Origin of the sequence: Streptomyces sp. NPDC005574, assembly GCF_040605435.1 — a bacterium.
Lineage (GTDB): Bacteria > Actinomycetota > Actinomycetes > Streptomycetales > Streptomycetaceae > Streptomyces.
Genome location: NZ_JBEXCW010000024.1, coordinates 17788 through 29890 on the forward strand (window position 1 = coordinate 17788; position 12103 = coordinate 29890).

Here is a 12103-nt window from a genome sequence, read left to right on the forward strand (position 1 = left end):
AGGCTACGCTCGCATTTCCGCAAAGTAAACAGGCTCGGAAGTAATTCGGACACAAACGGGCATGGGTCGAAGGCCCTCCCACCCCCACCGGCCCCACCAGCGCCAGCAGCACCCCCTCTCCGGCCGGGCACGACAGTGCCCGCCCTCCGTCGTCACGGAGGGCGGGCACTCGACCCGCGGCTCGACCTGTGGCCGGGTAGCCCCCGCGAAGGGACCGCAGGGGCTACCCGGCGCCGCTCATCCCGCCAGCACCGCCTCCCGTTCGCCCGATCCCACCTCTCCGTCCGAGCCCTCCGTGTGCTGGGCCGCGCGGGGTGGGAGGGCGAACATCAGGAGGAAGATCACGGCCATCACCGCGGTCACCCAGACCAGGGCGTGCTGGAAGCCGTTCACGAAGGCCGGGCCGATCTCGGTGGGGCGCAGGTCGTCGCCGACCGGGCCGAAGAAGACGACGGACACCAGGCCGAGACCCAGCGCGTTGCCCATCTGCTGCACGGTGTTGATGAGTCCCGACGCCGAACCCGCGTGTTCGCGCGGCACGTCCGAGAGCACCGCGTCGGTCAGCGGGGCGACGATCAGACCCATGCCGAGGCCCATGACGACCAGGGGCAGCGCCATCTGCCAGGAGGCGATCCGCATGCCGTACCGCTCGGACTCCCCGATGTACAGCAGCACGCCCGCGGCCATCAGGAGCGCGCCCGCCTGGAGCACCCGGCGCCCGAAGCGCGGGACCAGCTGCTGGACCGACAGGCCGGCCGCCGCCGAGACGGCGATCGAGAAGGGGACCCCGGTCAGGCCCGCGCGCAGCGGGCTCCAGCCCAGCCCCACCTGCATGTACAGCGTCCACACCAGGAAGAAGATGCCGAGCGCGACCCCGAAGACGGTCTGCACCGCGATGCCGGCCGCGAAGCTCTTGACCCGGAACAGGGACAGTTCGACGAGCGGGGAGCCGTCGCGGGCGGTCTTGCGCCGCTCGTACGCCACCAGCGCCGCGAAGACCACGAGCGAGCCCGCCATCGAGGCGTACCCCCACAGCGGCCAGCCCAGCTCGCGGCCGCGGGTCAGCGGGTAGAGCAGCATCAGCAGGCCCAGGACGACGAGGGCGACCCCGACGAGGTCGAGCTTGAGGGCCTTCGGCGCCTTGGACTCGGTGATGAAGCGGCGGCCGAGGATCAGGCCCGCGACGCCGACCGGCAGGTTGATCAGGAAGATGGGCCGCCATTCGAGGCCGAACAGGTTCCACTCCGTGAGCAGCGCGCCGAGCAGCGGCCCGGACACCGCCCCGAGACCCACGACCGCGCCGAACAGCCCGAACACCTTGCCCCGCTCGTGCGCCGGGAAGGTGGCGTGGACGATCGACAGGACCTGCGGCACCATCATGGCCGCCATGCCGCCCTGCAGGATGCGCGAGGCGACCAGCATCTCCGGGTTGGCGGCGAAGCCGCACAGCGCGGAGGCCAGCGTGAAGCCGCCGATGCCGACGAGGAACAGCCGCTTGCGGCCGTGGATGTCGCCGAGCCGGCCGCCGGTGATGAGGCCGGCGGCGAAGGCGAGCGCGTAACCGGCGGTGATCCACTGGATCTGGCTGAAGGAGGCGCCCGCGTCCTGCTGGATCGACGGGATCGCGATGTTGACGATCGTGACGTCGACGAGGTCCATGAAGGCCGCGGTCATCACGATCGCCAGGGCGAACCAGCGGCGCCGGTCCGCTGTCGAGGCCGGGCCGGCCGAGCTGTCCACGAGGGGTTCGGGGGAGTTCATGCCTTCAAGCTAGGGGCCGATTAGGTCAGATCGTGTCCTAGATCTACGGCATCCTCGGTTCCATGACGACGGACACTCCGGCCCGGCTCCTTCAGCTCCTCTCCCTCCTCCAGACGCCCCGCGAGTGGCCCGGTGGCGAGCTCGCCGACCGGCTCGGGGTGTCCCGTCGTACCGTCCGGCGCGACATCGACCGGCTGCGTGAACTGGGCTATCCCGTGCAGGCCAGCAAGGGTGCCGACGGCGGCTACCGGCTGGTCGCGGGCAAGGCGATGCCACCGCTCGTGCTCGACGACGAGGAGGCGGTCGCGATCGCGGTCGGCCTGCGGGCAGGGGCGGGACACGCCGTGGCGGGCGTGGACGAGGCGTCCGTCCGCGCCCTGGCCAAGCTGGAGCAGGTCCTGCCGTCCCGTCTCCGCCACCGCGTCTCCACCCTCCAGGCCGCCACGACACCGCTGACCAGTGGAGACGGCGCGAGCATCGCGCCCGAGACACTGACCGTGATGGCCTCGACGGTGGCCGGGCACGAGCGCCTGCGGTTCGCCTACCGCGCCAAGGACGGCACCGCCTCCCGCCGCGTGACGGAGCCCTACCGGCTGGTGTCGACGGGGCGGCGCTGGTACCTCGTCGCCTACGACCTCGACCGCGACGACTGGCGCACCTTCCGGGTCGACCGGGTGAGCGAACCGCTGGCGACCGGCGCCCGGTTCACCCCCCGCGAGCTGCCGACGGGCAACGCGGCGGACTATCTGCGGCAGTCGATGTACGGACGCCAGGAGACGTACGAGTTCACGGTCACCTTCGCCGCCCCGGCCGACGCGGTCGCCCCACGGCTGCCGTCCTGGCTCGGCACCCCCGAGCCGCTCGACGCGAACCGGTGCCGCCTGCACACCACGACCGGGGACACGGTCGACTGGCTGGCGGTACGGCTGGCGATGCTGGGGGTCGACTTCACGGTCGAGGGGCCGGAGGAACTCGCCAGGTGCGTACGGGAGTTGGGTGACCGACTGGTCCGGGCGGGGAGCGCCTGACCGGTCGGCCCGCTCCGCCCCCGGGGCGGCCACCTGGCGCCGCCGTCATGCCTCCCGCCGGTCCACCACCGTCTCCCAGGGGAAGTCCCGCAGCGCGTCGAGGTTCCGCAGCGCCACCGCGGCCGGTCCCTCCGGTCCGCCGGCGGCGGCGTCCCCCGCCGCCCAGCCCTCGACGGCCGTCCGTACGGCGGCACTCGCGGCGGCAGCGGCGAAGCGCAGCCCGGCGGGGACGGCCCCGGGCACCTCGACTCCGGACGCCTCGGCATCGGACGCCGCGACACCACGCGTCTCGCCCCCGGAACCGGGCCCAGACCCGGCACGGGAACCGGACCCAGACCCGGCACGGGAACCGGACCCAGACCCGGCACGGGAACCGGACCCAGACCCGGCACGGGAACCAGCAGCAGCACCAGCACCAGCACCAGCACCAGCACCAGCCGGGGATGCGCCGAAGTCAGCGGCACCGTCACCGCCCCGCCCCTCCCCCTCGGCAACGTTGTCGTCACGGCCTGTCACACGACCGGCCGCACGAGCCGCCGTATCACCGGCCCCGGGTCCCGCCCCCCGGCCCGTCACCCGTTCCCGCACCACCTCCGCCAGCGTCCGTTCGGACGTGTGGCACACCTCCGCCCACACCTTGCCCAGGGCGGGGCTCGCGTCGGCCAGGCGGATCAGGGTGCGGACCCATTCCCACGAACTGGCCGAGACACCGACGCCGGGTGTCAGCGTGTGCCGTACGCCGTGCTCCAGGGCCTGCGGGAGGGACAGTTCGGCCGGCGCCTCGCGTACCGCCACCGCCCAGCGCTCGGCCCCCGCCGCGTAGAGCGGTGCGACGGCCTCCTCCTTGGTGGCGAAGTAGCGGTAGAAGGTGCGCGGGGCGATCCCCGCCGCCTGCGCGATGTCCTCGGCGCGGGTGGCGCGCAGACCGTGCCGGACGAAGAGGCCGGCCGCCGCGCGGGCGATGTCCATCCGGGTCGCGGCCTTACGGCGTTCCGTGAGCGAGGTGGCCGCGGTGGCGGGTGGGGTGGAGGAGGCAGAGGTGGGGAGACGCACATTCGGCAGGCTATGCCCATGTGGCACAATCTGCCATTCGGCGGGCCACCCCGGAGTTCAGGTACGGGGTGCCCCGCCGTCCCTGCGCCCGGTACCGCGTCGACCGAACGGGGTCGGCCCGGAACGAAGTCAGCCGGGTTCCGGCACCCGGGGGGAGGGTGCCGGAACCCGGCTGGTGGAGAGTCCCGGCGCCGGGGGGTGTGCGACGGGACTTGGCTTCGGGGAGTCAGGGGGTGGGCCCTGGACTCCGTACATCCGTGGAGACGCTGTGAACTGCCGGGCTCTGAAGTCTTGTTCCCGGGCCTTTGTCGGTTGAAGCGGCGTTATACGCCATGTTTCCGCCGCCTTGCGCCACCCGGCGTACGCGGCCCAGGGCCGTCGTACGCCATCCGGCGCCAGTCGGGTCGCGCACGCCCCTTCCGCTGACGCGCCTACCCGGCAATCGCGAAGCCACACCCACCAATTTTCGCGACTTTCGCGGTGGACCTTCCCGGCCGTCACGCGGCCGCGTCGAACCCGGTGTCGCGCGCCAGCTTCTTCAGCTCCAGCAGGGCGTGCTTCTCGATCTGGCGGATGCGCTCGCGGGTCAGGCCGTGCTCCTTGCCCACCTCGGTCAGCGTGCGCTCGCGGCCGTCCTCTATGCCGTAGCGCATCTTGATGATCGAGGCCGTGCGCTGGTCGAGGCGGCCGATGAGGTCGTCCAGTTCCTCGCTGCGCAGCAGGGTGAGCACCGACTGCTCCGGCGACACCGCCGAGGTGTCCTCCAGGAGGTCGCCGAACTGGGTGTCCCCGTCGTCGTCGACCGCCATGTTCAGCGAGACCGGGTCGCGGGCCCAGTCCAGGACGTCCGTCACACGCGCCGGCGTCGAGCCGAGCTCGGCGGCGATCTCGGCGGGCTCCGGGTCCCGGCCGTTCTCCCGGTTGAACTCGCGCTGCACGCGGCGGATCCGGCCCAGCTCCTCCACCAGGTGGACGGGCAGGCGGATGGTGCGCGACTGGTCGGCGATGGACCGGGTGATGGCCTGGCGGATCCACCAGGTGGCGTACGTGGAGAACTTGAAGCCCTTGCGGTAGTCGAACTTCTCGACCGCGCGCACCAGGCCGGCGTTGCCCTCCTGGACCAGGTCGAGCAGGGGCAGGCCGCTGCGGGGGTAGCGGCGGGCCACGGCCACGACCAGGCGGAGGTTGGAACGGATGAAGACGTCCTTGGCGCGCTCGCTGTCGGCGATCAGCGCCTCGAGCTCCTCACGGGTCGCGTCCGCCTTGGACTCCTCGAACCCGTCGAGAACCTGCCGCGCGAACACACCCGCCTCGATGATCTGTGACAGCTCGACCTCCTTGGCGGCGTCGAGCAGCGGTGTGCGCGCGATCTCGTCGAGGTACATGCCGACCAGGTCGCGGTCGGCGATCTCGCCGCCATGGGCGCGAACACCGCGTGGCGCGTCGCTGGTCTCGCCGGTGGCGGACTGACGACGGGCGACGGCACGGGTTGCCATGCGTGCTCCCTTGCGATGGTGGTTCAGCGGTGGTCTCTCAGACGCTCGGCACTCTCCTCGTGTGCCCCGCATCTGATGGAAACAACGACTGGAATCCGGACAGAATTCCCAGCCGGCACCTCTGTTTTTCTGATCATGCAGTACCCTGTGCCGCCACACGGGGAGGCACGATGCCGTCGGAACGTACAGCGGTCCAGGTCAGGCCGGGAGTCGAGGCCGACCTCGACGCTCTCACCGCCCTCTACAACCACTACATCCGTGAGACGCCCATCACATTCGACACGGAGGTCTTCACTCCGGAGGAACGGCGTCCCTGGCTGCTGTCCCACCCTGAAGACGGGCCGTATCGCCTGATGGTTGCCACGGCGGCGGGTCCGCGCGGGATCTCACAGGAGATTCTGGGCTACGCCACCTCCAGTCCCCACCGCCCCAAGCCGGCCTACGGCACCTCGGTGGAGACCACGGTCTATCTCGCCCCGGACGCGGGCGGCCGTGGGGTCGGCACGCTGCTGTACGAGGCGCTCTTCGCGGCGCTCGCCGGCGAGGACCTGCACCGGGCCTACGCCGGGATCACCCAGCCGAACGAAGCGTCCGCGCGGCTGCACGAACGCTTCGGTTTCCAGCACATCGGCACGTACGCGGAGGTGGGCCGCAAGTTCGGCCGCTACTGGGACGTGGCCTGGTACGAGAAGGAACTCTGAGCGGCTCGCGCGCGGGCTCCCGAGTGAGGTTCTGAGCGGGCCACCCCCCGGGAGCCAACTCGGCCGGGACCCGGGCGCGGCCGCCGCCCGACCGCGACCTCGGCCGGACCCGGGCGGCCCCTCACCCTCAGCCGAACTGCACCGACCGCTTGGCCATTCCCAGCCAGAACCCGTCGATCACGGACCTCTGCGCGTCCAGCTCGCCGCCCGCCTCCGCCGCACCCATGGTCACGAACAGCGGGGCGAAGTGCTCGGTGCGCGGGTGGGCGTACCGGCCGGCCGGGGCCTTGTGGAGGAAGTCGAGCAGGGAGTCCCAGTCACGGGTCTCCAGGGCGCGGCGGCCCCAGTCGTCGAACTCGGAGGACCAGGTCGGCACTCCCCCGCCGGTGTGCCGCAGCGCGGCCAGGTTGTGGGTGAAGAAGCCGGAGCCGACGATCAGCACGCCCTCGTCGCGCAGCGGGGCCAGGGTACGGCCGATCTCCATGAGTTTCACCGGATCGAGGGTCGGCATGGAGATCTGCAGGACTGGGATGTCGGCCTCGGGGAACATCTCGACGAGCGGCACGTAGGCGCCGTGGTCGAGGCCCCGGTCGGGGATGTCCTGCACGGGCATGCCCGGGGCGCGCAGCAGTTTCCGTACGGACTCGGCGAGTCGGGGCGCGCCGGGGGCCGCGTAACGGACCTGGTAGTAGTGCTCGGGGAAGCCCCAGAAGTCGTAGACGAGGGGGACGGCCGTGGTGGCTCCGAGGGCGAGCGGGGCCTCCTCCCAGTGGGCGGAGACCATCAGGATCGCCTTGGGTCGCGGCAGGTCCTCGGACCAGGCGGCGAGCTGTCCGGGCCAGACGGGGTCGTCCGCCAGGGGCGGGGCGCCGTGGCTGAGATAGAGGGCGGGCATGCGCTCCTGGGTGGCGGCGGACATCGCGGCTACTCCCTCGGACGTCGGAAGAGTGGGACGAGAGCGGGACGGGCGAGCGACCGGCCCGACTACTTGAACTCTCAATGTATGTACCACACAGCGTACGCCTGGTTTGTTTAAGATTCAAGGAGAAATCTCGTACAGTGGAGTCCATGAAGACGGCACCCGCATCCGCTGAAGAGCCCCGCTGGCTCGACGACGAGGAACAGCGCGTCTGGCGCTCCTACGTCGACGCCTCCACCCTGCTCGAGGACCATCTCGACCGTCAGCTCCAGCGCGACGCGGGCATGCCGCACATCTACTACGGCCTGCTGGTCAAGCTCGCCGAGTCCCCGGACCGCCGGCTGCGGATGACCGAGCTCGCCATGATGGCCAAGATCACCCGGTCCCGCCTCTCCCACGCCGTGGCCCGCCTGGAGCGCAACGGCTGGGTGCGCCGCGAGGACTGCCCCTCCGACAAGCGCGGCCAGTTCGCCGTCCTGTCGGACGAGGGCGCCGAGGTCCTGCGGCGGACCGCGCCGGGCCACGTCAGCGCCGTACGGCAGGCGGTGTTCGAGCGGCTCACCCCGGAACAGCAGAAGTCCCTCGGCGAGATCATGCAGATCCTCGCCGAGGGACTTCAGCCGAACGGAGCGGGTGCGGACCTGCCCTGGCTCCGCTGAACCCGAGTCCGGCGGAGACAGGGCAGGCCCGTCAGGGTGGTGCGTGCGGGGCGTCCCCTTCCCCGTGCGCACCGTCGGCCACGTGCGCCGACGGGGGTCGAACAGTTGTCGAAGCGGGTTCCCGGTGGGCCCGGGGCCGTCCGCGCAGCTCGGGCGGACGGCCGTCGGGGATCAGTGCATGACCACCGGTACGGCCGCCTCGTCCTCGACGACCTCGCCGGAACCCGCCACCGTGGTGCTGCCCGGGCGGCCGGTGTTGATGAGGGTCGCCGCGACCGTCGCGGCCGCCACGAGGATGCCCACGGCGAACCAGATGGCGTTGGTGTAACCGTGCACCTGGCCCTCCAACTGCACCAGCTGCTGCTGGGACTTGGAGGCGGCGCCGCCGATGTGGTCCTTGATGTAGGAGGTCGTCGCCGAGGCGGCGATCGTGTTCAGCAGGGCCGTACCGATCGCACCGCCCACCTGCTGCGAGGTGTTGACCATCGCGGAGGCGACACCGGCGTCACGCGGCTCGATGCCGTACGTGGCCAGCGACATGGCGGGCATGAACGCCGTACCCATGCCGAGACCGAGCAGCACCATGCCGGGCAGGATCACGGCGGAGTACGAGGAGCCGATCTCCAGCTGGGTCAGGAACAGCATGCCGAGGCCGGCGACCAGGAAGCCCGGAGCCATCAGGAAGCGCGGGGCGACCCGGGTCATCAGGCGGGTGCCGATCTGCGTGGAGCCCACCATCATGCCCCCGATCATCGGGAGGAAGGCGAAGCCGGTCTTGACCGGCGAGTAGCCCTTCACGATCTGCAGGTAGTACGTCAGGAAGAGGAACAGGCCGAACATCGCGATGATCGCGAGTCCGAGGGAGAGGTAGACGCCTCCGCGGTTGCGCTCGGTGATGACGCGCAGCGGCAGCAGCGGGGCCTTGACCCTGGACTCGGTGACGACGAACGCGGCCAGCAGCACCGCGGAGGCGACGAACAGGGCGACGGTCACGGAGTCGCCCCAGCCGTCGGACTCGGCGCGGGTGAAGCCGTAGACGAGCGTGACCAGACCGAGCACGGAGAGGATGACGCCCGGGATGTCGAGCGGCGAGCGGTTGCGGCCGCCGGCCGGCTCACGGATGACGAAGTACGCGCCCGCGGCGGCGATGATCGCGAAGGGGATGTTGACGAAGAACGTCCAGCGCCAGTTCATGTACTCGGTGAGGACGCCGCCGAGGATGAATCCCACGGCGCCGCCGCCACCGGCGATCGCACCGTAGATACCGAACGCCTTGGCGCGTTCCTTGGGCTCCGTGAACATCACGGCGAGCAGGGAGAGCGCGGCGGGCGCGAGCAGCGCGCCGAACGCACCCTGGAGGGCGCGGGCGCCCAGCATCATCGCCTCGTTGGTGGCCGCGCCGCCGATGGCGGACGCGGCGGCGAAGCCGATCAGACCGGCGACGAAGGTCCGCTTGCGGCCCCACAGGTCGGCGATACGGCCGCCGAAGAGCAGCAGACCACCGAAGGCGAGGGCGTAGGCCGTGATGACCCACTGCCGGTTGCCGTCCGAGATCCCCAGGTCCTGCTGGGCGGAGGGCAGTGCGATGTTCACGATGGTCGCGTCGAGGACGACCATCAGCTGGGCGAGCGCGATGAACGACAACGCTTTCCAGCGGTTGGCATGGGCGTCGGCGACGCCGGCGGCCTTTACGGCTGTTTCAGACATGGGGATACCCACTTCGGGACTTCGTGACGGAGAAAAACGACTGAAAACGTGTGGAAACGTGTGAAGGGGACGGCTCGTCGGGTTGGCGACTGCCGGAAGCTGAACGCGGTCTCGACCGCTCGCTGTCCGCGAGCTCAACGGGTCGAACGGGTCGGGACCGAGACCGTCTCAGCCGGATCGACAAACTCTCTGAACTGTGGCTCAGGCTTGGCGGAGGTCCTCCATGGTCGCGGCCGTGCCCGGCAGGACGGAGCGGGCCGGGGCCCGCAGTCCGTCCAGGAACAGCTGCAGGTGACGGTGTACGAAGCGGTCGGCGCTGAGGCAGCCCGTGCCGGCCGGGGGCCGGCTGAGCTGGGCCACGGCGACCATCAGGTCACCGACGCCCACGTCGGTACGGAGCCGGCCGGCCGCCTTCGCCCGGTCCATGAGCTCCTCGACGAGCCGCTCGACGCGCTCCCGCGCGCCGACCAGGTCGGGGTGGTTCTGGTCGAAGGTGGTGGCGACCATCGGGCACAACGCGCTGATCCGTTCGTCGGCGGCGGAGTGCACGAAGCGCTCCAGCGCCTCGAACGCGTCGCCGGTTTCCGCGAGCCCCTGCTCGGCGGCCTCGGACGTGTGGTCCATGACCGAGCAGACGACCTCGCGGACCAGCGCGTCGCGGTCCGGGAAGTTGCGGTACACCGTGGCGTTGCCGACGCCGGCCCGGCGGGCGATCTCGTCGAGCGGCACGTCAGGGCCGAACTCGACGAACATCTCCTGGGCGGCGGTGACGATCCGCTCCCGGTTGCGCAGGGCGTCGGCACGCGGCCGGGTCACCTTTCGCTGCACGGCGGTCGCGGTGGTCACGGTGTGCTCCTCGGGTGAGTGGGCGGGCGATCCGGGGAGCGTTTCCCCGTTTCGCGCGGACACAGGTCTAAACGGGGAAACGATCCCCGGTTATTTCCCGCATCCGAAGAAGTTTTATGTGACCTGGGTCACATATGCGAGGAGTCCGTTTCGGGTGCCCGTACGGCGCCCGCGCCGGACGCCCGCACGTCTCTCGCGCGCCACCTGACGGCAACTTCCCCCACCACCTCCCACCTGCGCGCGTGCCCTTGGGGGCCGCCCGAGCGCGCCACGCCCATGCCTGCGCAGATGCCCTTACGAGCCGCCGCGCCCTCACGTGCCGACCCGGTCACCACCCGGCTCCCCGTCGCCCCGGGCCGGGACGTCCGGCACCCCCCGTCGGCACCCCACGTTCGGCTCCCCCAGCGCGCGCCCGGTCACCTCGCGGCAGAGGGTGATCGAAAGGGTGCAGCCGGTGACGGGCGGCTGCCCGGAGCGAAAGGCCCGTGCATGCAGCCGCAGTCTGAGGGGCCCGGCGGGCCGCAGCGCCGTCGGATACGCCCGCGGCGTGTGGCCGCCCTCGCCTCCGTGACCCTCCTGACTCTGGCCGTCAGCACCTCGGCCGGCACCGGTCACCTCCCCACAGGCCACCTGGTGGCCGGGGCCGGGCCGGTCTCCCTGGACCGCTCCCCCGCGCTCAGCCCCTGCCTGATCGGCAGTGGCCCGGCCGTCCAGATGTCCGAGGGAGTCCCGACGTCCGCCGGCTACTCCCGCTCCACCGGCACCGTCCACGCCCTCACCCTGATGGTCGACTTCTCCGACGCACCCGGCCAGGGCAGCGCGCTCGACCGCTTCCACGAGTTCTTCCCGCAGACCCAGCAGTGGTTCCACACCAGTTCCTACGGCCGCCTCGACTACCGCCCCGAGACACCGGTCCCCACCTGGCTGCGGATGCCCAAGCCCTTCCAGGCGTACGGCATAGAACGCGGCGCCCCCTTCGACCCCGGCTACCGCCGGCTGGTCCAGGACATCGTGGCCACGGCCGACCCGAAGGTCGACTTCCGCGACTACGACTTCCTCAACGTGCTGATCACCCCGAACGCCGGCCCGTCCGCGCTGGACACGGTCCTGTCGGTGACCTTCGCCGGCAACACGGAGGCCCCGGTCGCCGACGGCGTCCCGGTGGCGAACGCGTCCTTCGTCTACTCCCGCCAGGACGACGGCTCCGGCTCCTACGACCGCACCGGCTACCGGGTCCTGCCGCACGAGAACGGCCACGTCTTCGGCCTGCCCGACCTCTACACCCAGGAAGGCGGCGGCTCGGTCGGCCACTGGGACATCATGAGCGAGGACTGGGGCGCCAACAACGACCTGCTGGGCTGGCACAAGTGGAAACTGGGCTGGCTGGACGCCTCCCAGGTGCACTGCGCGGCCCGGCCCGGCACGACCGAGTACACGCTGACACCGCTGGCCCGGCCCGGCGGGGTGAAACTGCTCGTCGTCCCGGTCGGCGCCCGCACGGGGTACGCCGTCGAACTGCGCACCCGCGAGGGCAACGACGAGACGGTGTGCCGCCCGGGCGTACTCATCTACAAGGTCGACGGGGGCGTGGACACCGGCATGGGACCCGTGACGGTCTACGACTCCCACCCCGACAGCGGCGGCTGCACCCGCAGCCCGAACGTCCACGCCGAACTCTCGGACGCGCCCTTCGCCCCCGGCGAGGACTTCACCGACCCGCGAAGAGGACTCCGCATATCCGTGGCGGGCGCGGACCTCAAGGGCGACTACCGGGTGCTGGTGACGCGGCGGTAGGGGGCACTTGGGTGCGGTGGTTGGGGGCACCTGGGGTGCGGTGGTGGGGCGCTTGGGGCGGGGCGGTGGCGGGACCTCGCGCCCGCACCCTCGTCACCAGGCCGTACCGGCGACCGCGGGTCCGCGAACCGTACGGGGC

At 71.3% G+C, this 12103-nt stretch carries 9 protein-coding genes and 2 pseudogenes; 4 read left to right on the forward strand and 7 right to left on the reverse strand.

Annotated elements, in window-relative coordinates; genetic code table 11:
* Positions 1-237 precede the first annotated feature (237 nt).
* Positions 238-1761, reverse strand: a complete 1524-nt coding sequence (locus ABZT03_RS17940; protein ID WP_356040215.1) for an MFS transporter — start codon at positions 1759-1761, stop codon at positions 238-240.
* A 62-nt stretch (positions 1762-1823) separates the two neighbouring features.
* On the opposite strand from ABZT03_RS17940, the gene ABZT03_RS17945 reads away from it, so the two are divergent.
* Positions 1824-2789 carry a YafY family protein gene (locus ABZT03_RS17945; RefSeq protein ID WP_356040218.1) on the forward strand — a complete coding sequence of 322 codons (966 nt, stop codon included), beginning with the start codon at positions 1824-1826 and terminating at the stop codon, positions 2787-2789.
* 45 nt (positions 2790-2834) lie between these two features.
* Here ABZT03_RS17945 and ABZT03_RS17950 read toward each other — a convergent pair.
* From ABZT03_RS17950 to ABZT03_RS17960, 3 genes and pseudogenes are all read right to left on the reverse strand, one after another.
* A pseudogene (locus ABZT03_RS17950) lies at positions 2835-3008 on the reverse strand (TetR family transcriptional regulator); the annotation flags it as partial.
* Between the two features lie 357 nt (positions 3009-3365).
* A pseudogene (locus ABZT03_RS17955) lies at positions 3366-3758 on the reverse strand (TetR family transcriptional regulator); the annotation flags it as partial.
* Positions 3759-4339: 581 nt separating this feature from the next.
* Positions 4340-5338 carry a sigma-70 family RNA polymerase sigma factor gene (locus tag ABZT03_RS17960; protein ID WP_356040221.1) on the reverse strand — a complete coding sequence of 333 codons (999 nt, stop codon included), beginning with the start codon at positions 5336-5338 and terminating at the stop codon, positions 4340-4342.
* Positions 5339-5508: 170 nt separating this feature from the next.
* Here ABZT03_RS17960 and ABZT03_RS17965 point away from each other — a divergent pair, with 170 nt between their 5' ends.
* Positions 5509-6039 carry an N-acetyltransferase family protein gene (locus ABZT03_RS17965; protein WP_356040224.1) on the forward strand — a complete coding sequence of 177 codons (531 nt, stop codon included), beginning with the start codon at positions 5509-5511 and terminating at the stop codon, positions 6037-6039.
* 127 nt (positions 6040-6166) lie between these two features.
* Here the strand turns inward: ABZT03_RS17965 and ABZT03_RS17970 are convergent, their stop codons facing one another.
* Entirely contained in the window at positions 6167-6958 is a 792-nt protein-coding gene (locus ABZT03_RS17970; RefSeq protein WP_356040227.1) for a class III extradiol ring-cleavage dioxygenase, read from the reverse strand.
* A 149-nt stretch (positions 6959-7107) separates the two neighbouring features.
* Between ABZT03_RS17970 and ABZT03_RS17975 the strand changes: the two genes are divergently transcribed.
* Positions 7108-7617 (forward strand): MarR family transcriptional regulator, encoded by a 510-nt coding sequence (locus tag ABZT03_RS17975; protein ID WP_356040230.1) that lies wholly within the window; start codon positions 7108-7110, stop codon positions 7615-7617.
* A gap of 171 nt (positions 7618-7788) precedes the next feature.
* Here ABZT03_RS17975 and ABZT03_RS17980 read toward each other — a convergent pair whose 3' ends face one another.
* Both ABZT03_RS17980 and ABZT03_RS17985 read right to left on the reverse strand, forming a co-directional pair.
* Positions 7789-9324, reverse strand: coding sequence for an MFS transporter (locus ABZT03_RS17980; protein ID WP_356040232.1), 1536 nt, complete (start codon positions 9322-9324; stop codon positions 7789-7791).
* Positions 9325-9525: 201 nt separating this feature from the next.
* Complete coding sequence (locus ABZT03_RS17985) at positions 9526-10170, reverse strand: TetR/AcrR family transcriptional regulator (protein ID WP_356040234.1); 645 nt, start codon at positions 10168-10170, stop codon at positions 9526-9528.
* 489 nt (positions 10171-10659) lie between these two features.
* Between ABZT03_RS17985 and ABZT03_RS17990 the strand changes: the two genes are divergently transcribed.
* Positions 10660-11964 carry a M6 family metalloprotease domain-containing protein gene (locus tag ABZT03_RS17990; protein WP_356040237.1) on the forward strand — a complete coding sequence of 435 codons (1305 nt, stop codon included), beginning with the start codon at positions 10660-10662 and terminating at the stop codon, positions 11962-11964.
* Positions 11965-12103: the final 139 nt, after the last annotated feature.

Excerpts from the sequence above, each read along its gene's own strand:
- ABZT03_RS17975 (WP_356040230.1), top strand. The coding sequence starts at position 7,108 with ATGAAGACGGCACCCGCATCCGCTGAAGAGCCCCGCTGGCTCGACGAC.
- ABZT03_RS17980 (WP_356040232.1), bottom strand. The coding sequence starts at position 9,324 with ATGTCTGAAACAGCCGTAAAGGCCGCCGGCGTCGCCGACGCCCATGCC.
- ABZT03_RS17990 (WP_356040237.1), top strand. The coding sequence starts at position 10,660 with ATGCAGCCGCAGTCTGAGGGGCCCGGCGGGCCGCAGCGCCGTCGGATA.
- ABZT03_RS17970 (WP_356040227.1), bottom strand. The coding sequence starts at position 6,958 with ATGTCCGCCGCCACCCAGGAGCGCATGCCCGCCCTCTATCTCAGCCAC.
- ABZT03_RS17940 (WP_356040215.1), bottom strand. The coding sequence starts at position 1,761 with ATGAACTCCCCCGAACCCCTCGTGGACAGCTCGGCCGGCCCGGCCTCG.
- ABZT03_RS17945 (WP_356040218.1), top strand. The coding sequence starts at position 1,824 with ATGACGACGGACACTCCGGCCCGGCTCCTTCAGCTCCTCTCCCTCCTC.
- ABZT03_RS17965 (WP_356040224.1), top strand. The coding sequence starts at position 5,509 with ATGCCGTCGGAACGTACAGCGGTCCAGGTCAGGCCGGGAGTCGAGGCC.
- ABZT03_RS17960 (WP_356040221.1), bottom strand. The coding sequence starts at position 5,338 with ATGGCAACCCGTGCCGTCGCCCGTCGTCAGTCCGCCACCGGCGAGACC.